Origin of the sequence: Microcoleus sp. D2_18a_B4 (assembly GCF_036702475.1) — a bacterium.
Taxonomy (GTDB): domain Bacteria; phylum Cyanobacteriota; class Cyanobacteriia; order Cyanobacteriales; family Microcoleaceae; genus Microcoleus.
Map to the genome: position 1 here is coordinate 15,800 of NZ_JAUBTL010000064.1, position 24,508 is coordinate 40,307.

Here is a 24,508-nt window from a genome sequence, read left to right on the forward strand (position 1 = left end):
TACCAATTCTACTCGTTCACAGGCTCTGCCTGGGAACGCAGATCGGGAGGCTCTGCCTCCAATTTTCCTCCGCAAGAGGCGAGGCAGAGCCTCTGGATATGGATTCCCAGGCAGAGCCTGGGAACCAGTTAAAAGAGTATTTAACCGCAGAGAACGCAGAGGGCGCAGAGAGGGGAAGGGATAAGGCAAAAGGTAGAGGCATGAATTAATCAATTACCAATTCTACTCGTTCACAGGCTCTGCCTGGGAACGCAGATCGGGAGGCTCTGCCTCCAATTTTCCTCCGCAAGAAGCGAGGCAGAGCCTCTGGACATCGGTTCCCCGGCAGAGCTTGGGAACCAGTTAATTACCCATTCCCAATTACCCATTCCCAATTACCGTAAGAAGCTGTTGTTAATCCGGCTGCTATGAAAATTGCTAATGTCAGCCAGAGTCGCTCTTTTGGTGTTGATTTTGAGTCAGCAGGTAAAGCTCCTTGATACCCGCGAATTAGCATGGCTGCGTGTACTCTTTCTGCCCGATCGAGACTTCGCAAATAAAGCGCTCCGATCATGGAAGCACTGGCGTAGCGCAGCCATCCTCCGGTACCGGACAAGCCCCGGAGTTGGGCTGATATTTTCATGCGGTTGACTTCGGACAGCAGGATTTCTAAGTATTGTCCTGTTAAAAGTACAATCTCTTGCAAACCTGCTGGTAGGGGTAATCCTTTGAGGGCGATTCCGAAACTGTGGGGTGGCAAAGTTAGCAGGAAGCTGTTCATAATTAGCAGGCAAATTAGGGAACGCAGCAACAAAAAACTGGCACGTTCCCAACCTTGGGGCAGCACTAATAAGGAGAGAAAAATCAATTCTGCTCCCAACAGTTGCGCTAGGGTTCGCACCGGAGCCCTGAGCCAAAACGACCAAAAAAGTGCGATCGCCCCATAAATTCCCAGCCACAGCCAAGCGCCTGTCTTCAGAAAACCCATGCCAATCACAATTGTGAGAGACACTCGCAATCGAAAAGGTATGGAGAGTTTAGACATCTTTAGGTTTTACCACCAACTGAGCAATTCCAAAAGCCGCGCCGAAGCTGAAGGCAGACCCTAAAAGTCCAGCAATGCTAGTACCAATAGGCTGTTCTTCTAATCCTTTAACTGTGTAATCTGCTAAAGGAGTGGGATTTTCGATCGCCACAGCTTCTTTATCTTTAAAGCCGTATTTTTCGGCTACCGCTTCTAACCCGTCAGGCCAACTTGAAGCGAACAGTGAAAGCACCCCGGAAATTAATAAAACTCCGATTACTGGCACTACCCATTTCTGCAATTGTGGCTGTTGTCCCGGCAGTAAATCCGGCCGTACTTTGACGAGATAAGTTAACACGCCGCCTGTAATTACCCCTTCGCCAATCCCAATTAAAATATGTACGCCTACCATTGCTGGCAATGCGATATTGAGCCCTACTGTACCAGAAATTGCCAATTGGATCGCCACACTAATCGAAGCAGCCACGACGCTGAGGCCGGCGGCGATGCCCGCGGCTAGGGGCAAACGATTTCTGGAACCTCCCAAGAGTTGCTGCAATGGCTGCAACAGCCACCAGCCCACCCAAATACCCACTAGCCCCATGTTAAAAATATTGGCTCCCAGGGCGGTGATGCCCCCGTCGGCAAACAAGACGCTCTGAATTATAAAAACCGTGCTCATTGCCAAAGTTGCCGCCCAAGGGTTCCCCAAAACGACGGATGCCAGCGCTCCTCCCAACAAGTGGCCGCTGGTGCCGCCGGCTACGGGAAAGTTGATCATCTGGGCTGCAAACACGAAAGCTGTGGTTAAGCCCATGATTGGGGCTTGTCGGAGTCCAAGACTCGCGCGGGTTCGATTCAGGGCAACTGCAATTACTGCTGCACTTGCTATGCCGGTGGCAACGGCTACTGGCGGTGAAAGAAAACCATCAGGTATGTGCATTTATGTATCCCAAACGAGAGAAGTTCCAGCCCTTTAGTCAACTATTTTTTACAAAAATTTACCATCCCCTGTGGGGGTATTTCGGCGATCGAGCGATCGGGGGATTGGGGGCGGGCGATCGCTTATGGGATATAGATTAGCGCCTCATCGGCAGAATTTTGAGGATGAGAAATTTTACATTAAATCATCCTGAAGAATTATTCGGATATTTTACCCACAACCCGCACCTAGAAGCTTTTTGATAAGAATTATCAATATTTCTTTACAGACTCAACTGCAAAATGTATTCACCGTCAAACTCAAACAAAAATTTTAAATAAATATAAAGAATTAACTGAAAATCCCTTATTGGCATTAAAGGGGGTTCTTGAAAACTTATTGCATTAATTTTTTGACTACAGCAGCAGTGAAATTGCCCGATAGCTAGTCAAATCCAAAGTATTGCGTGTTATCGAGACTCAAAACTCCGAGTTATTGCAAGTCAATATAGTTAGCAGTATGTTTGCGGTTGTCACTTGCGCCAATGTGCGATCGGCTTTGCCCGCACGAGCTACATTATCAAGAAACTCAAAATACTAATGCGCTTATTCTCAAGTAATTTTCCGCACAACCTACAGGAGGTTTGCCAGTGGTGCTGCGCTCAACCCAAGACTCAACTACCGATTTAGTTCCCTCTGAATCTCCCAGACAATTAGATATTGCTCAAGTTTCTATCTACGGGCTGAGCTTTTTATCTGCTGGTTTATTTCTGTTTTTACCTTTAGTTAACTTATGGCATCCGATCCCTTGGCAGCGGTGGATCGGAACCATTTACGGCATGGGTGCAATGTCCGCATTACTGGTAATGGTTTATACGGGACATTTGGCTTTTCCCTTGCTGCGGGTTGCCGCTAAAATCTTGCCACAAATGCGTAATTTAGCCTTTACTGAAACGGCTATGGCGAGTAGCCGTACAGATAAGACTGTCCAATCTGTACCTGTATCAGCAGGCCAGCAGGAAGTTCAGGCGGTGGATGGAACAAATCAGACAGCAGAAATTACGGATCGCGTAAAACTAGATGAGTTAGCTCTCAAAGTCTACGATCGCATCGATCGAAGTTGGCAAACTAGCCCTAGGTTCAATCAAAATCTAGTGTATCGAGTCAGTACAAGTCAAGATGGGGCGATCGGCAATTTCGAGCCCCTCAATCAACCAGCCAAGGATTACAGCCAAAAAAGTCCTTTGCCACATCGGATCAAACTGATATCTTGCACCATTGTCAAGAACGGGCTCTCCGGCCCGTTCCACAAAGAATGAGTCTTCTTGTGGAACAGGCCGAAAAGCCTGTTCCTAAACAAGTAATTGAGAATGGTGCAAGATGTGAGATCAAATCTTCCGAAACTAGCCGCAACAGTGCAGCACCAGTCGCTAAGTTTACTGTAGTGTTTGCTCCTACTCCAACCTTAGAAGTTAACCAGTAACTCACATACAACATCTCTCCGGTAAAGTGCGCCATCCGCACCTTACTTTTCATTTTTAACTTAAATGTGATATTATAAACAGCGCCCTCTAAGGCATTCTACATCTAAAACAACAAATGAAAGAACTTGACGAAAAAAAAACTCAGGAACTGCTATGCACCATCATGGAATGGGAACTTGCAGGTGTCGTGCGCTATACCCACTATTCACTAATGGTGACAGGGCCAAACCGGATTCCCATCGTGCAGTTTTTTAAAGCACAAGCAACGGAATCCCTACTCCACGCCCAACAAGCAGGAGAAATTCTCACCGGTTTAGAGGGGCATCCCAGTCAGAAAATTGCTCCCATCGAAGAAACCTACAAACACTCGGTGAAAGACTTGTTAGAAGAAAGTTTAAATCACGAGAAAAAAGCGCTCAAAAAGTATAAATCTTTACTTGATGTCGTGACCGACTCCAGCGTTTATTTGGAAGAATATGCCCGCAATCTAATTGGACAAGAAGAATTGCACCAAGTAGAACTGAAAAAAATGCTGCGGGATTATAGTTGATTTAATCATTAGTTAGTTGTTATCGGTTATTGGTTATTGGTTATTTCCCATCACCAATGACCAATGCCCCATGCCCATGCCCCATGATTATAAAAAATGAATTTTAGCGAAGCCCTACCAACTTTTGTAATTACCCTGCGCGAAGGCGTAGAAGCCGCCTTAGTCGTCGGAATTGTACTAGCTTGCCTCAAAAAAGCCGAGCAAACTCACCTCAATTCTTGGGTTTACGCAGGTATCGCAGCCGGCATTGCTGCTAGCGGTATGGTGGGTGTTGTATTCAATGGATTGCTCGCAGCACTATCAACATCCGAACAGCCTTACGCACCAGTAATTAAACAGCTATTAGAGGGCGTGTTGGGAATTGTGGCGATCGCAATGCTAAGCTGGATGCTAATTTGGATGACTCAGCAAGCGCGCTTTCTCAAAGCTGAAGTTGAAGGAGCAGTTACAGCAGCTTTGACAGAAAATAGCAATGCCGGCTGGGGCGTATTTGGCTTAATTTTTATTGCGGTACTGCGCGAAGGTTTTGAAACAGTTATATTTGTCAGCGCTCAATTTCAACAAGGTTTGAGTCCCGCTTTAGGTGCTTTGGGCGGTTTGACTGGGGCGGCAATCATTGGCGCGCTACTGTTCAAGTGGGGCGTAAAAATTGATATCCGCCTGTTTTTCAAGTTTATGGGGATTTTGTTGCTGTTAATCGTGGCTGGTTTGGCAGTATCTGCACTCAAACATTTTGACCAAGCCGCTGGAATTTTGTCGCAGATGAATAGCCAGTATGCAGGGATTTGTGTTTATTACGATCGCCTCGCACCACTCCACTCTTGTATTTTAGGGCCTATGGTGTGGAATGCAGCGGAAATTTTGCCCGATCGGCAATTTCCAGGAGTGATTCTCAAAGCACTGTTTGGATACAGAGATCGACTTTATCTCGTCCAAGCGGCGGCTTACACAATATTCTTAGCCACCATCGGCGGTCTTTATTTCCAAAAATTAGGCTCTAAGGCGACTGTTTCCCCAAAAAATACTCAGTCGGCTCAAGAATCAACTCTTTCTCAGTAGTTGTGTCGGCTATGGTTACAGATTATTTCCCTGCTTTCACTGCTTCTGAGGCACAAAAAAATTGCCTGATTTTCCAAAATCGACCAAAAATTTTAGGGGTTTGGGATAGACTCTTTGACATTTGTATGATATTATTTAATAATGGGAATAGCGCTTGTTTTGAAAATAAATAGTTATATTTCTATTATTTAATAATACAGTCAAGAGCTAAAAAAAGCAAGGGCTAACCCTCAAAAAAAACAAAATTTTTCTCAACCTCACCAACTTTATAAATCACAAGTCGTAGAGTGGGCGATCGTCGAAAATATTTGACACTCCCTGACCTGAAGGCGCAGGGATTCTTGGATCATCCAGTCGATTTGCTCGTTGATATCACCACCAGCGAGTAGAGATCGGTCTGTCCCCCAGCGTGAATTCCGGTGTGCCCCACCGTATTTAAATTGATTCCTGCCCGCTTCAAACCCTTTACCAAAATGTTTTTTCCGGCATTGTGATCACGATCTAACACCGCACCACAACTACAAATATGGGTTCGAGTTGACAGAGTTTTCTTGACTAGGTTTCCACAATTTGAACAATCCTGGGAAGTGTACTGAGGTGGAACAGCAATTACTGTTTTGCTGTACACTTTTCCAAAATATTCCAACCATTGAGCAAACAATGACCACGCCACATCGCTAATTGATTTAGCGAGCTTGTGGTTTTTAACCATGTTCCGCACCTGAAGTTCGACCTAGGCTACGAAATCGTTAGATTTCACCGCGCACAATGCCGTCTTTATGGCGAAGTCTTTACGCTGCCGACTAACCTTTAGGTGCTTTCTTCCTAACTTGTTGAGCGCTTTTTTCCGGTTTCTGGAACCTTTCTTTTTCCGAGAAACTCGCTGCTGCAATCTCTTCAAAGCTTTTTCACTTTTTCTGAGATACCGAGGATTAGGAACTGTTTCACCGTCGCTGTCAGTATAGAAGTGGTTTAACCCGACATCTATGCCAATAAATTTACCAGTAGAAACGGGTTCCTCTTTTCGTTCAACGTTGATGCAGAATTGGGCGTAGTATCCGTCGGCACGACGCACAACCCTGATTCGTTTAATCTCATCGGGCGCCGAGAAATGCAAATCCCGACTGCCGATTAACTTAAATCTCCCAGCAGCAAAACCATCCTTAAATGTTAGACATCTTTTGTCGGTAGAAAGCGCCCAACCGGATTGCTTGTACTCCACGGAACGAGTATGTTTCTTGTACTGTGGATATCCCTTTTTTCCGGGTTTTTTCCTTTGGCAATTAGCAAAGAAACGTTGGATAGCAAAAATGGCACGTTCCGCTGAAGCTTGACGTGCCGTCGAATTAAGCTTGCCCGCCCATTCAAACTCTTTTGCCATAACGGCGCATTGTTTGTACAGGTCTACTAGCTTAATCCCTTGATTGTCTACCCAATGTCTAAGAGTTTTATTTCGGACAAATTGAGCCGTCCGAATCATGTCGTCTATGATTCGATATTGTTCCGCTTTGCCCTTCAACTTAAACTCTAAAACTATCATTAGAATAGTCTCTCACTTTTGCTAAAACTTTTACTTACAAGTCTGTATCTTTAATAATTCTTCATATTACTTATAATTAAAGCCGTCCTATAAGGACGGGGATTTAGACCCAGTTTCTTGGTAACTTGCAGAGAGCAGAATTGGCAAGGTCAGGCCCGCAAAGGTGTCGATCGAGAAGAGGGACGATGACCCACTACGAGCAAACAAACGCAGGGTGGCTCTAAAATCTCAAATCCCATCCTCACTCGTCGCCACACAAGTCGCCCCCGCAAACAAAAAATCTACTCCAGGCCAGATTTCTGGCGAACAGTCTTTCTGATAACCACTGCAGGCGCTTATAATTAATACAACAATTTTTACATAGCTCAAAAAGGTCTTAATCAACCTTATAATTCTTAAATGAAGCTTAAAATTAAAAAATTGCTTGTTAAAGTTACCTGGAACCCCCAGAAGGCTGTAGCCTCCCCAATCTGGTTAGCGGTGAGATAAATAATGATGCCTCGGATACTTGTTATTGATGATGACGCGGCGATCGCCGAACTCGTAGCCGTCAACCTAGAAATGGCTGGCTACGAAGTCACCCAGGCAGAAGACGGCATCAAAGGTCAGGCACTAGCCATACAACTGCTCCCCGACCTGATCATGCTAGACCTCATGCTGCCTAGAGTAGACGGATTCACCGTATGTCAGCGTTTGCGGCGTGACGAGCGCACCTCAGACATTCCCGTCTTGATGTTGACAGCCTTAAGTCAAACTCAAGACAAAGTAGAAGGCTTCAACTCCGGCGCCGACGACTACCTGACCAAACCCTTTGAACTAGAAGAGATGCTGGCGCGAGTGCGAGCTCTACTAAGGCGAACAGACCGCATCCCCCAAGCTGCCAAACACTCCGAAATTCTGAATTACGGCCCGCTGACCCTTGTCCCCGAAAGGTTTGAAGCTGTTTGGTACGCTCAGACAGTCAAACTGACCCACCTAGAGTTTGAGTTGCTGCACTGCTTGCTTCAGCGCCACGGTCAGACAGTCTCTCCCAGCGAAATTCTCAAAGAAGTGTGGGGTTACGACCCCGACGACGACATAGAAACAATTCGTGTACACATCAGACACCTGAGAACCAAGATGGAACCCGATCCCCGCCATCCTCGGTACATCAAAACCGTATACGGGGCTGGTTATTGCCTGGAGTTACCCAACAACGAGCAAGTAGCTGAAGAAACCAAATCCTCTGCTTGAGCTAGCGCGCCCGATGCAACAAGCAGTGAAAAATTCAGCTAGAAAAGCCTGAGAGCATTTGCTCTCAGGCTTGGTTGTTTGGAGTTTGAGATGAATATGTCAACAAGTAGGCATTAACTCTCTTGATTCGGAAAAAAACAATCCCGCACCCCCCTCTAACCGTACTTTTAGAGAAGCTTGTCCATAGGAAAGTACGGGATTCTTTTTCCACCTTGTCTTTTTCGAGACGATTGGATAGCTACTTAAACAATACTCTAGCCATAATACTCTTTAATAATATTATTTATCAATAAATTTAGAGGTATTCCTTTAGCTGCTATTTTTGCGAACGAGAGACCAAACTCCGATCAAGCGCCAAAAACAGTCATAATCGTGATACAACGATGTTTTTTCCTACTGATTTACATACCAGAACTCAAATGAGTGAAAATTTTTCTCAAATACCCCTTGACGAAACTACTAAAATTGTTGATTATCTATATCAATAACCTGCGATCGCTGAAAACTCCCCTGGCATCTTTCTCAAGAGGTAAATCGCCGTGACCAGCATGGCAAAAAAATCCTTCCCAGCCGAAGGAAAATCATTTCCCTGGTGGGTCGGCAAAGCCCGCTTAATCAACCTTTCGGGCCGTTTGCTCGGTACCCACGTCGCCCACGCCGGCCTCATTCTCTTCTGGGCGGGAGCCTATACCCTATTGGAGCTTTCCCGCTTTAACCCAGAATTGCCCATGTACGAACAAGGCTTAATCCTGTTGCCAAATCTAGCCAGACTCGGCTGGGGCGGGGGTGGGGGAGGCAAAATTGTCGATACTGATCCGTACTTCGCCGTTAGGGCGATTCACCTCTTTCTCGGCTTCGGCGGCATCTTTTACTCCCTCAAAGGGCCAGCAACCCTCGAAGCAAGAACTTCTTTCTTTGGCTACACATGGGAAGACGCAGACAAAATCACCACCATCTTGGGAATCCGCCTAGTTTTGCTGGGTGTCGCTACCTTCTTGTTGGTGGCCAAAGCTATGTATTTTGGTGGTTTATGACTGTCTTTTTCTAATATTTATGTATCGCCACTTTGATTATTTTTGTGGAGTCTGTCCGTAACATGGCCCGAAGGAGTGCATCAAATCAAGCGCTTCTATCCAATTCCTTGTTATTGGGATTTTTTTACTACTGACTACCGCCTCACATTTACAGTGCGCCCGTGCGTTGCTTGTACTGAAGATGCGATGGTTGCACTCACTTTGAACCTACGACTTGTTTTACCAATGCTTCTCCGCAACATTGCTCTAAACTTCACAAAAATTACGCACAAATACCGAAAACCACTTTTTCAGTTCCACTTGTAGCAAGGGGGATAGGTGACTAGCAGATTACCCTGGACTAAAGGGGGAGTCTAGAGTTATATGGATTCTCACGGAAAATATACTTTAGGAGAATTTCAAAAAGAGCGCGAATAAATAACAGATAATCCATTACAATCCTCGTTCAACTTTTTTATTTTTTCCGACATGAATTTATACAGTGCTAACTCACTCAAAGTCGAACTCAACCAGAGAGGCTGCCGCCTGACTCCCCAGCGAGAAACTATTTTGAGTGTCTTTCAAAATCTACCGCAAGGCAATCACTTAAGTGCGGAAGAATTATACAAGACTTTGCAGAATAAAGGAGAACGAATTGGCTTGTCTACTGTCTACCGAACGCTGCATTTATTAGCAAGGATAGGAATTTTGCGTGAACTAGAATTAGCAGAAGGACACAAACATTACGAACTGAATTTTCCCGAATTGTACCACCACCACCATCTGGTTTGCATTCAGTGTCACAAAACCTTTGAATTTAGCGATGAATCAATTTTAAGAATTGGCAAAAAGCAAGTTGAAAAAGCTGGGGTAGAACTGCTTGACTGTCAATTAACTGTGCGAGCTGTTTGTTTGGAAGCGCTACGGGAGGGATGGCCTTCTTTGGTACCCAGCAATTGGTTGTGTCCCAGATATCATTCAGCAATTGATGAGGAAATTAGTTGAGTTGAATGAAATATACTTGGGTAATTGGTAATTGGTGGTAATTGGTAATTTGTGCTTTTTAATTCGTTATGAGCTGTTAGTTATTAGCACCTACAACTGACAACTGACGGCTCTCCTGAACTTGTGGTTATAATTTTATCTAATCAGAGAAGCAAGCTAATACGCGATTCCTGAAATTATTAAAATTAGAAAAGCCATATCCTTGGCGCATTATCAACTTAATTCGATTGTTGATTCCCTCCATAACTCCACTTGTTGTGCGATTAAGAAAGTAGTTGCAAATACCCTCAAAATGATTTTCAATCGTTGATGCAGATTCTCTGAAAAATACTTGTGCATGATTTAGCCATTCTTTAATTTTTGCCTGCCCTTCTTTGACGGTCAAATTAGTCTCATATATTTTTCTAAATTTTTCTTTCATCTCATACGCAATTCTCAAGCATTCTGATTTACCTAGTGCCATCTCTAATTTATCAATCTGAAGAGGATTCAAGTTTATTCGATTAGTTAACAATAAATATTTACTTTTCCTATCTGTTATTCCGGCTGCTCTGCGTAATTTATTCAAATCTTTATTAACTACTTTCATCACATGAAAACGATCGATAATAATTTTGGCGTTTGGAAATACTTTTTTGATAACTTTAGGAAACCCTCCCCACATATCAACACTCACTTCCTCAACTTGCTCTCGAACCTCAATTGCTTGTTGCACTTCTGACTTCAATGATTTCTTCACAGCGATGAGAATCAATCATCTCAATTAAATTACCTTCGGAAATGTCCCCAACAACAGTCACAAAATTTCCTTGACCTTTCCGCATACTTATTTCGTCGAGACAAATTCGTTTAACCTGTTCCCAATTCGGTTTTTTTTTCTGCTTATTTGTCTGCTCAAATATTCCTTTTATTTCGTCATAACTCAGTCCTTCTTCTCGTCCAATTTGCTCCATGCTCGATTGTTTGACACGCTCATAAATATTTTGTTCGTATCGTTGAGTATGCCGTCTTTTAATGTCCAAAAAATCTACTTTTTCTGTGGGATATCGTTGGCAATTAGGACAGTAAAACTGCCGTCGCGGGACTTTTAAATACACAGGACGACCAAAGACTGGCAAATCTCTTACTAAGATTGGTCGATTCTGATGCAATTGTTCGGTATAATTTTGACAGTGATGACAAACCATACTTTCTCCTACAATTCTCAGTCCTAATAAAATTTTTCCATCAATTTGAGTACAACTTTCAACCTTCACTCCAGGCAAGTCTAATATATAATCCAAATAAAAGTCCATGAGAATAAATGTATTGTTTGTTACATTATACACCATAAAGTCAGGAGAGCCCAACTGACAACTGACAACTGACAACTGACAACTGACAACTGACAACTGACAACTGACAACTGACAACTGACAACTGACTGCACTTTTGCAATCAAGCAACCTCAGAATCGCAACGTTGGTGTTCCATCCGAAATATGTTAGCGTACAAACTAGCAACAATCTGTTTGCCTTCCTGCGTCAACTGCAAGTAACCGAGAGATTCACTGATGTGAGGATAAATGCCGCTCCAGTAAAACTTAGAGTAGCTTTGCAGCAAGTCGCCCGGATGTCGGTAGCCCAAAAGTTTAGTAGCACCGCTTTCTTCCAACTCGTAAAACAACGCGCCAATTTTCTGCAAATATTGCGGGTTGCTGAGCTGACCTATCAAGTCAGCACCGCGAACTAAACTAGAGTAATTAACTGCATCCTCGTCAGTGTTGCCGTCAAGCACCGAGAAACGAGTCTGTTCTATGTTCTGCTTAATTATCTCAGCATTAATTAGCTTGTGGTTGCCGAAGCGCTCGTCAATAAACAATTTAGCTCGGTCAACTCGATAAGGAGCTAGGCTGGCCGCTGTTGCACCGGGAGCAAGTGCAATTCTCATCCCATCTTTTCCCGTAGCATACAATCCTTCTGATTCTTGGTCTTGCCGGCAAACTCCTTTGACATATCCGATGTCTTGGCACAGCAAAGAAATGATGAAGTGCAGCCAATCTTCGCAGGAAACTCCGCCCTGGCGAATGTGTTTTCCCCGCAAGATTTCTTGACCGACTAAGCTAATGCAAATGGCGTGTTCTACATTGTGATAAAGAGCGTCGCTGTTAGCGATGTTTTCTAACGCCATTGCCCCCACCCAGGCAATAATGTCAGCATAGTCTGATTTGTAGCCTCCGTAAGTGCGGCTGTACCCGTTCTGAAGTTGTGCGATGAAAGCCTCGATCAGCAGTTCTGTAGAATTAAACATACCGTGTCCTTTTACCTTAATATTTCCTTTTAACAGCGGTGCATCTATTGGGGAGTCCTCTAATTTTATGGATGAGATTTTAGTTCACAACTCCTGCACCCCGTGTGCGTTGTGCTCTGTGGGCGGCAAATGGGTGGCAATCTCACAACTCAGTGACGCAGCTACGCCCGGGGAGTCACGAAGCAATCTCGCGCCCTGACTCAAAACTCCCAACTAACTCAGTCCGTCACTGACACCCATCCCCGCCGTACTGCATACAGCAGCCTGCTGACAATTTTTCGATCGTCTGAACTTTTTAAACTGTGAGAATTAATTGCGTATTGAATTTGCTGGAACACCGTCCGATCGATCTTACCGGATTTCCAAATGTTCAAGTAAAGTTCGGAAATTTTATATTCAGGAATATAAGCTTTGGTTGTCATCTGCCGTCAACTCAATGTATATTTCTTATTGTCCGGCAAGTTTAGATAACTTTATGTGATGTAGATCGGCTATAGACGGTGATGCGATCGCAGGCTGGAGTTGGACTAACTAGCCCAAAACTTTACTAAACTTAGTCATACTTAACTTGACTGATTAACATTGTGGGCGATATGATTACACCAATGCCTAAAAAAGGCTTAAGTATCTGGTTTGTAAACCACAGCGCATGTCAAAACTGACCAGCCTGTAAAAAGGTCGAACGGGAGTCCGCGTTTCGTTAAATTGGTTGAAAATAGTGGATGACTCATGGCTAAAAGCTTCAACTAAAATTAACTCAATTAGGGCGTTGCTCCACCCGAATTAACGCCTGTGGACAAGTTGCGAGCCGACTCCCTTGGGTGAAACTCCGAAGCAGACCCTTCAGGAGCAATCCTGATTGAATGGTCAGACTTAAATAAGTTTAGCCAAGTTTTGTGTAGCAGTTAAGGCGCCTCTCCTCACAATGGTAATTCGATCGAAAAAGCGCGATATTGCGATCGTCATAAATTTTTCTGACGGCTGTGACAATCATCATAGTTGCGCCTAAATTATAGGATGTCACATACCATTCTCCCGTTGCGCTCGCCCCCTCCCAACTTGCAGCAATGAAGGAAGTTTGAGCGCGGGTCGCGCAAATTTCTTGCCAAAGAAACTCGCGTCGTGTACAATACAGAGTCTGGTATCCTCACTTACCCATAATTATTTTCATTCATCCCGTCCCCCCAGAGGGGAAGGGACTTTCAGTGCGGATACAGCCAAATCACTATATTCAGCAAAAAGCTAGAAATGCCGTAACTCATGCCCACTATTCAGCAACTCATCCGTTCAGCACGGGAACAAACGCAGAAAAAAACCAAATCGCCAGCTCTCAAGAGTTGCCCCCAGCGCCGCGGAGTTTGCACCAGAGTGTACACGACCACCCCGAAAAAACCCAACTCGGCGCTGCGGAAGGTGGCTCGGGTACGGCTGACCTCTGGTTTTGAAGTCACCGCCTACATCCCAGGGATCGGTCACAACTTGCAAGAACACTCGGTAGTAATGATCCGGGGCGGTCGGGTAAAAGATTTGCCCGGAGTTAGATACCACATCATTCGGGGTACATTAGACACCGCTGGGGTGAAAGACCGCAAGCAGGGTCGTTCCAAATACGGGGCCAAGCGTCCTAAAGAGAAAAAATAACACGGAACTCGTCCGATCGTCGGGGTTGGGAAGCAAAAATAAATCCGATCGCGCCGCTCAACTGCACGCTCGATCGTCATAAATCGAGATGTGATCCCAAAAGCCCAAAGTCAATCATTCAAAATCAAAAATCCCAAATAGAACTATGTCTCGCCGCACAGTTATTCAAAAACGTCCAGTTCCACCAGATCCAACCTACAACAGCCGGTTGGTAAGCATGATGGTGAGACGGATCATGCAGCACGGCAAAAAATCCGTTGCCTCCAGCATCGTCTACGACGCCCTCAAAACCATCCAAGAACGCACAGGGGCTGAACCGTTAGACTTGTTTGAAAAAGCAGTCAAAAACGCAACACCCCTGGTAGAAGTCAAAGCCCGCCGGGTAGGTGGCGCCACCTACCAAGTGCCAATGGAAGTGCGTTCCGATCGCGGTACAACCCTCGCCCTCCGCTGGCTGATCAGATTTGCCCGCGCCCGCACCGGCCGCTCGATGGCAGCCAAGCTAGCCAACGAACTGATGGATGCAGCTAACGAAACAGGGAGTGCTATTCGCAAGCGCGAAGAAACTCACCGCATGGCTGAAGCAAACAAGGCTTTTGCTCACTACCGCTACTAACTGCAACAACTGGCATGGAGAAGAGCGCGATCGTGCGGTATAAAAGCATCGGGTGAAAAATTGGAAAGTGTAATAAGTTTTGAGTGTTGAGATTGCTTCTCTTGGCGCTGTTGCGATTGGTGAAGCAAACTCAAAACTCCCAAACTCAAAATTCACGCACTCAAAATTCACGCACTCTCTAAATCCTCCATGTCGCATCCTTAATATTTTTGTAAACAAATCTTGCAAAAAATATTAAAATGTAACAATAAGCTCCAGAGACTTTTGTAAGTCGCTGGGGAGTGCAAAATAGGGTTACTGTGTAGTATAATAGTATTATAACAGCAACACAAGATTAAGGAGGTAGCTGTGGCACGTACCGTCCCGCTAGAAAAAACTCGCAACATCGGCATCGCAGCCCACATCGACGCGGGCAAAACAACAACAACTGAAAGAATTCTGTTCTATTCAGGCATGGTTCACAAAATGGGTGAAGTGCACGAGGGAACAGCAGTCACTGACTGGATGGAGCAAGAGCGGGAGCGGGGAATTACGATTACTGCCGCTGCTATCACCACCAGTTGGAAAGATTACAAAATCAACATCATCGACACCCCCGGACACGTAGACTTCACGATCGAAGTCGAACGCTCGATGCGAGTGCTCGACGGAGTGATCGCAGTGTTCTGCTCGGTAGGGGGAGTGCAGCCGCAATCCGAAACAGTTTGGCGACAGGCCGACAGGTACAAAGTACCGAGGATCGTGTTCGTCAACAAAATGGATCGGATGGGGGCAAACTTCTACAAAGTCTACGGCCAAATTCGCGATCGCATGAGAGCGAACGCCGTACCCATCCAAATCCCGATCGGCAGTGAAGAAAACTTCCGGGGAATTGTAGACTTAGTGCAAATGAAAGCCTATATCTACAACAACGACACGGGAACCGACATCGAGGAAGTAGAAATCCCCGATGAAGTAAAGGATCTAGCCGTAGAATACCGCACCAAGCTGATCGAGTCCGTAGCAGAAACCAACGACGCCCTCACCGAGAAATACCTTGAAGGCGAAGAGTTAACGGAAGACGAAATCCGCTTGGCCCTGCGTCACGGCACTGTCGAAGGTACGATCGTCCCCATGTTGTGCGGTTCGGCATTCAAAAACAAAGGCGTTCAGTTGTTGTTGGATGCAGTCATCGACTATCTGCCGTCGCCCTTGGAAGTTCCTCCAATACAAGGACTCCTGCCCAACGGCGACACAGCAGAGCGGTTTGCCGACGACAACGCCCCGCTGTCAGCTCTGGCATTCAAAATCATGGCAGACCCCTACGGTCGCCTGACCTTTGTTCGCGTCTACTCCGGTATCCTCAAAAAAGGAACCTACGTCCTGAACTCCACCAAAGACAAAAAAGAGCGGGTTTCTCGCCTAATTGTACTCAAAGCGGACGATCGGATAGAAGTTGAGGAACTCCGAGCCGGAGACTTGGGAGCAGCCTTGGGTTTGAAAGACACCTTCACCGGCGACACCCTCTGCGAAGAAGGAGCGCCAGTGATTCTGGAATCTCTGTTTATTCCAGAGCCAGTCATCTCCGTGGCTGTCGAACCCAAAACCAAACAAGACATGGAGAAGCTCTCCAAAGCCCTCCAGTCGCTCTCGGAAGAAGACCCCACCTTCCGAGTCAACGTTGACCCAGAAACCAACCAGACAGTCATCGCCGGTATGGGCGAACTGCACCTGGAAATTCTGGTTGACAGGATGCTGCGGGAATTCAAAGTAGAAGCGAACGTGGGTCAGCCACAAGTAGCCTACCGCGAAACCATTCGCAAATCCGTCCGCGCCGAAGGTAAATTTATCCGCCAAAGCGGCGGTAAAGGTCAGTACGGTCACGTCGTGATCGAACTAGAACCCACCGAAGTCGGAAGCGGCTTTGAATTTGTCTCCAAAATTGTTGGTGGCACTGTACCCAAAGAGTACATCGGCCCTGCAGAACAAGGGATGAAAGAAGCCTGCGAATCAGGTATTGTAGCAGGGTATCCCGTGATTGACCTCAAAGCTACTATGGTAGACGGGTCTTTCCACGACGTAGACTCCTCAGAAATGGCATTTAAGATCGCCGGTTCAATGGCGATCAAAGAAGCCGTGATGAAGGCGTCGCCAGTGCTGCTAGAGCCTATGATGAAAGTAGAGGTTGAAGTTCCCGAAGATTACATCGGGAACGTCATCGGAGACCTCAACTCGCGTCGGGGTCAGATCGAAGGTCAAGAGACGGATCAGGGGATAGCCAAAGTTTCTGTAAAAGTTCCACTAGCAGAAATGTTTGGTTACGCCACCGACATCCGCTCGAAAACCCAAGGTCGAGGCATCTTCACAATGGAATTCAGCCATTACGAAGAAGTGCCGCGAAACGTGGCTGAAGCCATTATCGCTAAGAACAAAGGGAACTAATGATTTTGGATTTTAGATTTTGGATTTTGGATTGAATCCAAAGTCTAGAATCTAAAATCTCAAGTCTAAAATCGCTAAAAGAAACAAGGAACAGATCAAGAATGGCACGCGCAAAATTTGAACGGAATAAACCCCACGTAAACATCGGCACGATAGGTCACGTTGACCACGGCAAAACAACTTTGACCGCTGCGATTACGATGACTCTCTCTGCACTAGGTCAAGCAAAGGCTAAGAACTACGCCGACATCGACGCTGCGCCAGAAGAAAAAGCGCGGGGTATTACGATTAATACTGCTCACGTGGAATACGAAACCACAGGTCGGCACTATGCCCACGTAGATTGCCCCGGACACGCTGACTATGTGAAAAACATGATCACCGGTGCAGCTCAAATGGACGGCGGCATCCTAGTAGTGTCAGCAGCAGACGGCCCCATGCCTCAAACTCGCGAACACATCCTGCTAGCGAAGCAAGTTGGCGTTCCCAGCCTGGTTGTCTTCTTGAACAAAGAAGACATGGTGGATGATGCTGAACTGTTGGAATTGGTAGAACTGGAAGTTCGCGAACTTTTGAGCTCTTACGATTTTCCGGGCGATGACATCCCCATCGTCACAGGTTCGGGATTGAAAGCTCTCGAAGCGATGCTTGCTAATCCCAAGACTGTCAAGGGCGAAAATGAGTGGGTTGACAAAATCTACAAGCTGATGGAAGAAGTAGATGCTTACATCCCCACCCCAGAACGCGAAATTGACAAGCCTTTCTTGATGGCAGTTGAAGACGTATTCTCGATTACTGGTCGGGGTACTGTCGCCACAGGCCGGATCGAACGTGGAACTATCAAAGTCGGCGAAACAGTCGAATTGGTGGGTCTTAAGGACACTCGCAGCACTACAGTGACTGGTGTGGAAATGTTCACCAAGTCTCTGGAAGAAGGTTTGGCCGGCGACAACGTTGGTCTACTGCTGCGGGGGATTTTAAAGGCGGATATTGAACGCGGAATGGTGATTGCCAAGCCGAAAAGCATCCTGCCTCACACTCAGTTTGAATCTGAAGTGTACATCCTGAAGAAGGAAGAAGGCGGCCGGCACACGCCCTTTTTCTCTGGATATCGCCCTCAATTCTACGTCCGTACCACTGACGTGACCGGCACGATCGCACAGTTCACCGCTGATGACGGTACTGAAGCAGAAATGGTGATGCCCGGTGACCGGATCAAAATGACTGTTGAGTTGATTCACCCGATCGCGATCGAACAAGGAATGCGCTTCGCTATCCGCGAAGGTGGCCGCACCGTCGGCGCCGGCGTTGTTTCCAAAATCCTCAAGTAGGACTCGCATAACAGCCTAAATAGCAGAAAAGCCACCCAATGTCAATAGGCTTTTCTGCTATTTAGTGAGTAGTGAGTAGTTATAGGTTAGTGGCCAGTTGTTAGTAGTTATGGGTTAAATGTTCAATAACAAATAACAAATAACAAATGACTGATGACTAATGACTAATGACTAATGACTAAAAATAAACTGAACCTCGAAAATTCAAGAAACAAAAATGGCAACAATTCAACAGCAAAAAATTCGCATCCGCCTCAAAGCTTTCGATCGCCGAATTCTAGACGCATCCTGCGAAAAGATTGTAGATACAGCAAATCGGACAGCAGCCACAGCGATCGGCCCGATTCCCCTACCGACAAAACGACGGATTTACTGCTTGCTGCGATCGCCCCACGTAGACAAAGATTCTCGCGAACACTTTGAAACCCGCACGCACCGCCGCATCATCGACATTCACCAGCCATCGGCGAAAACAATTGACGCTTTGATGAAACTGGATTTGCCAGCCGGCGTAGATATCGAAGTCAAGCTGTAGATTGACTTATCGAAAACTCGGAAAGAAGGAACAAAGATTAAATAAATTGTTCCTTCTTTTTGTGGAAATTTCCCTAGTCATGAGTTATTAGGTATTAGTTATTAGTTAATAATCAGCAATAATTTCTGCTCCAGCACGAACTTAAATAATTATTCTTAATTAAGGGGCGATCGCTACAAAAACGCTCCTTGAGCAGTCGCTATCATCGCCTTCGGGAGCACTTAGTTTAGCAAAAAGGTATATTTAACATTTTGACGTAATAACGCCTTGGTCAAGCTGCCAGCACCGGAGATAGCGAGCCGTCGCTCCCGTTGCGAGCGCAAAAGCCCGATCGCTCCTGCCCCGGAATTGCCTTTAATCAGTTAAAGTAAGAAAAATAAGCGCAAGTACCGTCACTTTTGAGCGACAATGGCATCCTCTTCCTCTGTAGCAGTTCGCGAACTCCCCTTATTTCCGTTGCCGGAAGTGGTTCTATTTCCAGGTAGGCCACTCCCGCTGCAAATCTTCGAGTTTCGCTATCGAATCATGATGAATACGATTCTGGAGGGCGATCGGCGTTTCGGTGTGCTCATGTGGGACCCCAACCAAAACAAAGTCTCTGCCGTTGGCTGTTGCGCCGAAGTGATTCACTGTCAGCGCCTGCCCGACGATCGCATGAAAATTATGACTCTCGGTCAGCAGCGGTTCCGAGTGCTCGACGCCGTTCGCGAAAAACCCTATTTAGTAGGTCTAGTAGAATGGATGGAAGACGAACCGCCGCAAAAAGACCTCAGACCTTTGGGAAAAGATGTCGAACAACTGCTGAGAGATGTAGTTCGCCTCTCCAGCAAATTGATGGATCAGCCGATCGACCTGCCCGAAGACATTCCCAGTTTGCCTACAGAATTGTCCTACTGGGTAGCCAGCTACCTTTACGGTGCAGCGACAGAACAGCAAACTCTTTTAGAATTGCAAGATACTGCTGCGAGATTGGAACGGGAAACCGAAATTTTGACTTCTACTCGCAATCACTTGGCAGCGAGGACTGTACTTAAAGATACCCTCAAGTAGCCAAGTGGTCTAGGAAAAAGCACGATCGGTTTGACCTGCATTGAAGAAATAATTACACACAAATCATTCGATTTTCGATTTTCGATTTTCGATTTTCGATTGGGAATGAGTTATTGAACTAAGGGTTTGGAGATGGCCTACAGTTCCATTCTTTTTGGGAACTGGTATCTGTTTAATTCTTAACTTCAAACAGGTTCGGATAGGTTCCTTATAGCAGTAAATGCTTGTGTTAGACAATCACGACCAACCGAAACCATACGATGCAGTTAGAGGCGGTCAACTGCCACCTCCTGTGGGCGGTGTAGTGCTCGGCGGACTAGCAGGAGTTAAACATCGGCTGTCTAGTTCTGTCAACGAACATCGAATTGCCGCCCTGAGAGAGACATTGAATTACGGCGATGCCGGCTTAAAAATAGTCATCCAGATTTGTCAAAGCGAAACAGGGCCAGTGCAGCGGGTGGCCTGCGATTTGCTTCGACAAAGGCTGAATTCGATCGCCCGCGAAAAATTACAGGCCTTTGTAGCTTCAAGTTCAGATTCAGAAGCTGAGTTAGACAGCACGGAAAAAATATTAAAGCACTCATCCGGTGCAGTCTCAGAAAAAAATTACGATCGGCAAATGTCCGAAGCCCAGTTAATCTTTGAGACAATTACGCAGCAAATGCAACCAAATTTGTTGCTATTAGAAGCACTGGTAGCCTCTGTAGAACGGGAAGAATTTACCAGCGAACTGATGAATCTTTGGGAACTATTAATCTTAGAAATTCAGGAACCTCTCAAAGAACTGCGTCAGGCTGTTGGCAGTGCGATTTCCGCCCAACTGCGGATTCAGTGGCTGTACAATCAAGCTGAATCTCAAGCCAACCAGTGGCAGCAGCGAGCTTTGCTAGCTCTTCAGACACAGGATAAGAATTCAATCCGCCTCGCCGTGGTTCGCCAGCAGGTTCAAGTCGATCAGGCGGCAGAACTAAAAATTGACTTAGACTACCAAACTGTGCGAGTAGAAAATCTTAACCGCAACTTGCTGGCTTTGGAAAGTAAGATTGCTCAAGCTAATTCCAAAAAAGAGATCCTCAAAATGCAGCTTCATTTTGCTAAGGTACAGCAGCAAATAGACTTCACTTTCAGCCAAGTCAATAGTATATTTTTTAGTCCTTAGTTGTCGGATTCTGCAGTTATATATTCCGTGATCTCAAACTTGTCTGACGCAAAAATGTATTGCTCCACTTAAAATTGCCTTATCTAACTTAGCTCCGTCCAGATTAGCTCCGCATAAAAATGCCCCGCTCAAATTAGCACCGCTCAAATCAGCACCGCTCAAATCAGCACCCTCAAGGTTACTTTCACACAAAAAAGCGTTTCTCAAGTTGGCTGTTATCAGACTCGAACCCCGCAGTTTAGCCTCGCTTAGATTGGCTTCTTCGAGGTTTGTATTGTCCAAGCAAGCATCTAGGAGGTTCGCTTCCATCAAGTTGGCGTTTTGCAAGTTTGCTCCGCTCAAATTAACACCTATCATTTTGGTGTCGCTCAAGTTGGCGTTTTCCAAGTTTGCTTCAATCAGGTCAGCTCCTGTTAATCTTGCGAAAGTTAGATCGGCTCCGCTCAGGTTAGCTCCATTTAGGTTGGTCATCACCAGACAGGCATTCTTGAGCTTGGCACCTATTAAGTTTGCCCCCCTTAAGTTGGCCAGGGCAAAATTTATTTCCTTGAGATTCGCACAGGCTAGATTAATATGAATTAGGAAAGCTTCTCGCAAAGAAGCCTCTTTCAAGTTGGTTTCATGAAAATTTCTTTCTCCGGCTGCGTATCGCTTGAGAAGTTCATCCGCATTCATCTCGCCAGCCTCCTAAGTTTTACTTAAAAATAAATTATACTACTGACAGTACATTGTAGCAACCAAATATTTTTAAAGTTTCTGTGTGATTTTTTAATTCATCGAGTGCCGATCGAACAAATGCTTGGCAGGCGTTAGCCTCAACGTCCATAAAGAAAATATATTCTCCGAGCGATCTTTTAGTCGGTCTAGATTCAATCCGACTTAAATTAATACCGCGACTGGCAAATACTTGCAAAGGTTTTACCAGTGTTCCCGGCATATTGGCAGGTACGCTAAAAGCTAGTGAGGTATGGGTGCAATTAGACGGTGAAGCATCGAGGATCAACTTAGAAGCAGATTGGGTAAGGGATTTAAGGGATGAGTGATCCCCTGGTTCTACGTTGGCGATTTCTCCACCACTCCTGCTGAGTACCCAAAATCGAGTGTAATTATCGGGATAATCATTAATGGGGTGAGCTAACACTGGCAAATGGTAAAGTTCAGCAGCTCTTGGCGAAGATATCGCTGCTACATTTGTATCTTCCAGATATTGCAATGCTTCCGTGGTTGAATTGGCCGGAATTAATTGAGCTGAGGGAATAAACTGCCCCAACCATACCTGACACTGAGCTAGCGCTTGCGGGTGAGAGTAAACTTTTTGAATCTCGTTAAAATTTTTAGCATTGGACACTAGCGCGTGGGAAATTGGCAAAACTAAGGCGTGTTGAATGCGGAGTTGATCGAGTCGCCACAGTGTGTCTAAGGTGACAGTCACGCTGCCTTCGATCGAATTTTCGACGGGCACCACTGAATAGTCAACCTGCCCTAGGGCCGATGCCTCTAGCGCTTGAGAAATGGTGGAATAAGGACACAGGGTGCATTCCAAGTTAGTATTCAGGCTCAACCAATTGACATAAGCTAGAGCCGCTGTTTCTGCATTTGTACCAACAGGGCCGAGATGTGCGATCCTCTTCGAGGGCTTCGCTAACGAAATTTTCATTTAGAGGCAATTTTAGGTTACAAATGTTTGCTTGACTCTCATCAGCTAGGAAGTATGATGAAAAATTAGCGATGTCCCGAAAGCTTTTATCAGTGATTTCTCGGATGACATTGCTGGGTACACGACTTAGGGGGCAACTTATGTCACCTTAAAAAAGGTGATAGTTTATTAAGATATGCTTAGGAATCCTATATTTTGATATTTTCTCATGTACATCCGCTTTAATTCTTCCCAATCCGTTGAGATCGCCGTACCAGAGGAACGGGTTCCCATTCAACATTATCTGCGCCAGCCGAGGCGACTGGTGAATGCCCTTGTCGATCAAAGTCGCACAGAACAGCTAAACGATGACTGTTTCCGCCTGAAAATGCGACCGTTACAATTTATGATGCTGAGCATTCAACCCACAGTAGACATGAGGGTGTGGGCCCAGTCGGATGGCACCATCAATTTGGAGTCCGTCGCCTGCGAAATTCGTGGCGTGGGTTATATCAACGATCGCTTTGCTCTCAATCTCAAAGGAAAGCTTTGTGTACACCAAAGCAGCGGGGTAGCATACTTGAAGGGAAAAGCGGATTTGGAAGTGCAAGTAGAATTACCGCCACCGTTTTGGCTGACGCCCAAACCCATTTTAGAAGCAACGGGGAATGCTTTGCTCAAGAGCGTACTGCTGAGCGTCAAACAGCGGTTGATGCACCAGTTGCTCTTAGATTACCGCCGCTGGGCAAGCAGCGAAAGTGAGCTAAGATCGATCGATCTCCCCCCAATCTTATCTTTAGAAGGGTGAAATCCTACTAGAGAAGCTGTTAATTAATGTATAGGGATATTTAGCCACAAATCAGACCACTTACCACAATATTTATTAGTTAAACCCTGGAATTGGGCATCGGTCGCTTTGTGGGAACTAGCCAGCAGGGATAGATAGCTGCGGGTCAGTCAAGATCGATTTGAGTGATCCCTCCAAGTTCATCGTCTTCGATTATTCCCACGCCCCCCGGCAAAGGAGTTGACCTGTCTTTTGAAACTTCGTCCTTTGGGCGGAGTTCGCGCTGCGGTGGCTTGATTATTTTGCCCGGTTGATTCGTTGCGGCCACCCGAATCCTGATTTTTGGCCCGGAATTGCCCAAGCGAATTGTCATCCCGTCCACAACTGACACCTGAGCGATCGGTCTATCATCTACATAAGTGCCGTTAGCACCAAAATTAATAATTTCCCAGCCCTGGGCGTGATTCCAGAGTTCTACGTGGTGGCGGGAAACTACAGCGCTGTAAATAATTACATCATTGTCGTTCGATCGACCGATGCGAACCACTGGTTCTGATTCAAAACACCAACTTTGAACCGGGACAGACTGGATAGGATGTAAAAGAGTTAAGGTAATCACTGATGTTTTGACACTCCACCGCCAGACAGAAACGGGGATACTTCTAGAGAGATTTTTTGGGAGAAAACTGCAAAAAATTTGATTTTTAAAGGCGTCGTCAGTGCGCCACTATTCCCTCTATCTGCCCTAAAAGTCGAACTTTTGGCTTCTTGAGGCATTTGAACCAACTTTTCATGGTTAGCTTTTGGCGCAGGCGAAAATTTTTGCTGTTCTCGGTAACAACCAAACACGATGTTATTAATCGGGTGAACTTCCCAGTGATGGACAGCGGTTTTAACCGCTTGATTAATTTGGTCTGTGAGGGAGCGATTGTGCCGATGGGTGAGCCGCTCAATTCGATCGGCTAAATACTCCTTTTTCCGCTCATGAACCCGAGAATTTAACTCAGACCCGTGCTGGTTGCACCGCTGATTCGTGTTCTCGATCGGGCGACAGTCACTGCTCAACGACTCGCTGTTTATAAACAAAGAAGTTAACCAATTATTAATCCTGGGGGCTCTAGATAAAATACTTGTTGATTGTATCTGAGATGTTGCACCATTCTCAATTACTTGTTTAGGAACAGGCAAGATGCCTGTTCCACAAGAAAATTCACTCTTTGTGGAACAGGCATCTT

Annotated in this window: 26 protein-coding genes and 2 pseudogenes; 17 read left to right on the forward strand and 11 right to left on the reverse strand. The window is 45.8% G+C overall.

Annotation, left to right across the window (positions count from 1 at the left end; all coding sequences use genetic code 11):
* A partial coding sequence (locus QUB04_RS27145) for a hypothetical protein (RefSeq protein WP_333289237.1) occupies positions 1-209 on the forward strand: 209 nt, incomplete at its 5' end.
* A 137-nt stretch (positions 210-346) separates the two neighbouring features.
* Here the strand turns inward: QUB04_RS27145 and QUB04_RS27150 are convergent.
* Positions 347-1,024, reverse strand: a complete 678-nt coding sequence (locus QUB04_RS27150) for an energy-coupling factor transporter transmembrane protein EcfT (protein ID WP_333289239.1) — start codon at positions 1,022-1,024, stop codon at positions 347-349.
* Complete coding sequence (locus QUB04_RS27155) at positions 1,017-1,946, reverse strand: energy-coupling factor ABC transporter permease (protein WP_333289241.1); 930 nt, start codon at positions 1,944-1,946, stop codon at positions 1,017-1,019. The genes QUB04_RS27150 and QUB04_RS27155 overlap by 8 nt, the downstream gene beginning before the upstream one ends.
* A gap of 2 nt (positions 1,947-1,948) precedes the next feature.
* Between QUB04_RS27155 and QUB04_RS27160 the strand changes: the two genes are divergently transcribed.
* From QUB04_RS27160 to QUB04_RS27180, 5 genes are all read left to right on the forward strand, one after another.
* Positions 1,949-2,086, forward strand: coding sequence for a hypothetical protein (locus QUB04_RS27160; protein WP_333289243.1), 138 nt, complete (start codon positions 1,949-1,951; stop codon positions 2,084-2,086).
* A gap of 488 nt (positions 2,087-2,574) precedes the next feature.
* Positions 2,575-3,243, forward strand: coding sequence for a hypothetical protein (locus QUB04_RS27165; protein WP_333289245.1), 669 nt, complete (start codon positions 2,575-2,577; stop codon positions 3,241-3,243).
* Positions 3,240-3,407, forward strand: a complete 168-nt coding sequence (locus QUB04_RS27170; RefSeq protein WP_333289247.1) for a hypothetical protein — start codon at positions 3,240-3,242, stop codon at positions 3,405-3,407. Before QUB04_RS27165 ends, QUB04_RS27170 begins: the two co-directional genes overlap by 4 nt.
* A gap of 116 nt (positions 3,408-3,523) precedes the next feature.
* Positions 3,524-3,958 carry a ferritin-like domain-containing protein gene (locus QUB04_RS27175; protein WP_333102835.1) on the forward strand — a complete coding sequence of 145 codons (435 nt, stop codon included), beginning with the start codon at positions 3,524-3,526 and terminating at the stop codon, positions 3,956-3,958.
* Between the two features lie 96 nt (positions 3,959-4,054).
* Complete coding sequence (locus QUB04_RS27180; RefSeq protein ID WP_333289249.1) at positions 4,055-5,017, forward strand: FTR1 family protein; 963 nt, start codon at positions 4,055-4,057, stop codon at positions 5,015-5,017.
* Positions 5,018-5,283: 266 nt separating this feature from the next.
* On the opposite strand, the pseudogene QUB04_RS32640 reads toward QUB04_RS27180, so the two are convergent.
* Positions 5,284-6,557, reverse strand: a pseudogene (locus QUB04_RS32640) (RNA-guided endonuclease InsQ/TnpB family protein).
* Positions 6,558-7,052: 495 nt separating this feature from the next.
* On the opposite strand from QUB04_RS32640, the gene QUB04_RS27195 reads away from it, so the two are divergent.
* The 3 genes and pseudogenes from QUB04_RS27195 to QUB04_RS27205 all read left to right on the forward strand — a co-directional run bounded on the left by QUB04_RS27195 (position 7,053) and on the right by QUB04_RS27205 (position 9,808).
* Entirely contained in the window at positions 7,053-7,790 is a 738-nt protein-coding gene (locus QUB04_RS27195; RefSeq protein WP_039886887.1) for a response regulator transcription factor, read from the forward strand.
* A 548-nt stretch (positions 7,791-8,338) separates the two neighbouring features.
* Positions 8,339-8,821, forward strand: a pseudogene (locus tag QUB04_RS27200) (chlorophyll a/b binding light-harvesting protein); the annotation flags it as partial.
* 471 nt (positions 8,822-9,292) lie between these two features.
* Positions 9,293-9,808 carry a transcriptional repressor gene (locus tag QUB04_RS27205; RefSeq protein ID WP_333289257.1) on the forward strand — a complete coding sequence of 172 codons (516 nt, stop codon included), beginning with the start codon at positions 9,293-9,295 and terminating at the stop codon, positions 9,806-9,808.
* Between the two features lie 139 nt (positions 9,809-9,947).
* Here the strand turns inward: QUB04_RS27205 and QUB04_RS27210 are convergent, their stop codons facing one another.
* From QUB04_RS27210 to QUB04_RS27225, 4 genes are all read right to left on the reverse strand, one after another.
* Positions 9,948-10,523 carry a transposase gene (locus tag QUB04_RS27210; RefSeq protein WP_333289259.1) on the reverse strand — a complete coding sequence of 192 codons (576 nt, stop codon included), beginning with the start codon at positions 10,521-10,523 and terminating at the stop codon, positions 9,948-9,950.
* A complete protein-coding gene (locus QUB04_RS27215) occupies positions 10,507-11,253 on the reverse strand; it encodes a transposase family protein (RefSeq protein ID WP_333289261.1) in 747 nt (248 codons plus the stop codon). The genes QUB04_RS27210 and QUB04_RS27215 overlap by 17 nt, the downstream gene beginning before the upstream one ends.
* On the reverse strand, positions 11,246-12,097 hold the full coding sequence (locus tag QUB04_RS27220) for an Npun_R2479 family HD domain-containing metalloprotein (RefSeq protein WP_333289263.1): 852 nt from the start codon (positions 12,095-12,097) through the stop codon (positions 11,246-11,248). Before QUB04_RS27220 ends, QUB04_RS27215 begins: the two co-directional genes overlap by 8 nt.
* Before the next feature lie 218 nt (positions 12,098-12,315).
* Positions 12,316-12,519: a hypothetical protein gene (locus tag QUB04_RS27225; RefSeq protein ID WP_333109740.1), complete on the reverse strand. Its 204-nt coding sequence runs from the start codon at positions 12,517-12,519 to the stop codon at positions 12,316-12,318.
* 838 nt (positions 12,520-13,357) lie between these two features.
* Between QUB04_RS27225 and rpsL the strand changes: the two genes are divergently transcribed.
* The 7 genes from rpsL to QUB04_RS27260 all read left to right on the forward strand — a co-directional run bounded on the left by rpsL (position 13,358) and on the right by QUB04_RS27260 (position 20,850).
* Positions 13,358-13,738, forward strand: a complete 381-nt coding sequence (rpsL, locus tag QUB04_RS27230) for a 30S ribosomal protein S12 (protein ID WP_006632197.1) — start codon at positions 13,358-13,360, stop codon at positions 13,736-13,738.
* A 145-nt stretch (positions 13,739-13,883) separates the two neighbouring features.
* Entirely contained in the window at positions 13,884-14,354 is a 471-nt protein-coding gene (gene rpsG, locus QUB04_RS27235; protein WP_006632196.1) for a 30S ribosomal protein S7, read from the forward strand.
* A gap of 348 nt (positions 14,355-14,702) precedes the next feature.
* Positions 14,703-16,775, forward strand: coding sequence for an elongation factor G (fusA, locus tag QUB04_RS27240; protein WP_333160978.1), 2,073 nt, complete (start codon positions 14,703-14,705; stop codon positions 16,773-16,775).
* Positions 16,776-16,876: 101 nt separating this feature from the next.
* Positions 16,877-18,106: an elongation factor Tu gene (gene tuf, locus QUB04_RS27245; protein WP_333289265.1), complete on the forward strand. Its 1,230-nt coding sequence runs from the start codon at positions 16,877-16,879 to the stop codon at positions 18,104-18,106.
* 217 nt (positions 18,107-18,323) lie between these two features.
* Positions 18,324-18,641: a 30S ribosomal protein S10 gene (gene rpsJ / locus QUB04_RS27250; protein WP_006632193.1), complete on the forward strand. Its 318-nt coding sequence runs from the start codon at positions 18,324-18,326 to the stop codon at positions 18,639-18,641.
* A gap of 408 nt (positions 18,642-19,049) precedes the next feature.
* Complete coding sequence (locus QUB04_RS27255) at positions 19,050-19,691, forward strand: LON peptidase substrate-binding domain-containing protein (protein WP_333104131.1); 642 nt, start codon at positions 19,050-19,052, stop codon at positions 19,689-19,691.
* A 220-nt stretch (positions 19,692-19,911) separates the two neighbouring features.
* Positions 19,912-20,850 carry a PspA/IM30 family protein gene (locus tag QUB04_RS27260; RefSeq protein ID WP_333289267.1) on the forward strand — a complete coding sequence of 313 codons (939 nt, stop codon included), beginning with the start codon at positions 19,912-19,914 and terminating at the stop codon, positions 20,848-20,850.
* Between the two features lie 33 nt (positions 20,851-20,883).
* Here the strand turns inward: QUB04_RS27260 and QUB04_RS27265 are convergent, their stop codons facing one another.
* Both QUB04_RS27265 and pheA read right to left on the reverse strand, forming a co-directional pair.
* Entirely contained in the window at positions 20,884-21,525 is a 642-nt protein-coding gene (locus QUB04_RS27265) for a pentapeptide repeat-containing protein (RefSeq protein WP_333289269.1), read from the reverse strand.
* 34 nt (positions 21,526-21,559) lie between these two features.
* Positions 21,560-22,507, reverse strand: a complete 948-nt coding sequence (pheA, locus tag QUB04_RS27270) for a prephenate dehydratase (RefSeq protein ID WP_333289271.1) — start codon at positions 22,505-22,507, stop codon at positions 21,560-21,562.
* Positions 22,508-22,715: 208 nt separating this feature from the next.
* On the opposite strand from pheA, the gene QUB04_RS27275 reads away from it, so the two are divergent.
* Positions 22,716-23,294 carry a DUF1997 domain-containing protein gene (locus QUB04_RS27275; protein ID WP_333289273.1) on the forward strand — a complete coding sequence of 193 codons (579 nt, stop codon included), beginning with the start codon at positions 22,716-22,718 and terminating at the stop codon, positions 23,292-23,294.
* Positions 23,295-23,439: 145 nt separating this feature from the next.
* Here the strand turns inward: QUB04_RS27275 and QUB04_RS27280 are convergent, their stop codons facing one another.
* On the reverse strand, positions 23,440-23,892 hold the full coding sequence (locus QUB04_RS27280; RefSeq protein ID WP_333289275.1) for an FHA domain-containing protein: 453 nt from the start codon (positions 23,890-23,892) through the stop codon (positions 23,440-23,442).
* On the reverse strand, positions 23,889-24,508 hold a 620-nt coding region (locus QUB04_RS27285), incomplete at its 5' end, for a hypothetical protein (protein ID WP_333289278.1). The genes QUB04_RS27280 and QUB04_RS27285, both read right to left, overlap by 4 nt.

What these genes read in the sequence shown, in the direction of transcription:
- QUB04_RS27225 (WP_333109740.1), bottom strand. Translation starts at nt 12,519, where the DNA reads ATGACAACCAAAGCTTATATTCCTGAATATAAAATTTCCGAACTTTAC.
- QUB04_RS27175 (WP_333102835.1), top strand. Translation starts at nt 3,524, where the DNA reads ATGAAAGAACTTGACGAAAAAAAAACTCAGGAACTGCTATGCACCATC.
- QUB04_RS27180 (WP_333289249.1), top strand. Translation starts at nt 4,055, where the DNA reads ATGAATTTTAGCGAAGCCCTACCAACTTTTGTAATTACCCTGCGCGAA.
- tuf (WP_333289265.1), top strand. Translation starts at nt 16,877, where the DNA reads ATGGCACGCGCAAAATTTGAACGGAATAAACCCCACGTAAACATCGGC.
- QUB04_RS27160 (WP_333289243.1), top strand. Translation starts at nt 1,949, where the DNA reads ATGTATCCCAAACGAGAGAAGTTCCAGCCCTTTAGTCAACTATTTTTT.
- QUB04_RS27195 (WP_039886887.1), top strand. Translation starts at nt 7,053, where the DNA reads ATGCCTCGGATACTTGTTATTGATGATGACGCGGCGATCGCCGAACTC.
- rpsG (WP_006632196.1), top strand. Translation starts at nt 13,884, where the DNA reads ATGTCTCGCCGCACAGTTATTCAAAAACGTCCAGTTCCACCAGATCCA.
- QUB04_RS27265 (WP_333289269.1), bottom strand. Translation starts at nt 21,525, where the DNA reads ATGAATGCGGATGAACTTCTCAAGCGATACGCAGCCGGAGAAAGAAAT.
- rpsJ (WP_006632193.1), top strand. Translation starts at nt 18,324, where the DNA reads ATGGCAACAATTCAACAGCAAAAAATTCGCATCCGCCTCAAAGCTTTC.
- QUB04_RS27220 (WP_333289263.1), bottom strand. Translation starts at nt 12,097, where the DNA reads ATGTTTAATTCTACAGAACTGCTGATCGAGGCTTTCATCGCACAACTT.
- pheA (WP_333289271.1), bottom strand. Translation starts at nt 22,507, where the DNA reads ATGAAAATTTCGTTAGCGAAGCCCTCGAAGAGGATCGCACATCTCGGC.
- QUB04_RS27255 (WP_333104131.1), top strand. Translation starts at nt 19,050, where the DNA reads ATGGCATCCTCTTCCTCTGTAGCAGTTCGCGAACTCCCCTTATTTCCG.
- QUB04_RS27155 (WP_333289241.1), bottom strand. Translation starts at nt 1,946, where the DNA reads ATGCACATACCTGATGGTTTTCTTTCACCGCCAGTAGCCGTTGCCACC.
- QUB04_RS27150 (WP_333289239.1), bottom strand. Translation starts at nt 1,024, where the DNA reads ATGTCTAAACTCTCCATACCTTTTCGATTGCGAGTGTCTCTCACAATT.
- QUB04_RS27260 (WP_333289267.1), top strand. Translation starts at nt 19,912, where the DNA reads ATGCTTGTGTTAGACAATCACGACCAACCGAAACCATACGATGCAGTT.
- QUB04_RS27275 (WP_333289273.1), top strand. Translation starts at nt 22,716, where the DNA reads ATGTACATCCGCTTTAATTCTTCCCAATCCGTTGAGATCGCCGTACCA.
- QUB04_RS27170 (WP_333289247.1), top strand. Translation starts at nt 3,240, where the DNA reads ATGAGTCTTCTTGTGGAACAGGCCGAAAAGCCTGTTCCTAAACAAGTA.
- QUB04_RS27205 (WP_333289257.1), top strand. Translation starts at nt 9,293, where the DNA reads ATGAATTTATACAGTGCTAACTCACTCAAAGTCGAACTCAACCAGAGA.
- rpsL (WP_006632197.1), top strand. Translation starts at nt 13,358, where the DNA reads ATGCCCACTATTCAGCAACTCATCCGTTCAGCACGGGAACAAACGCAG.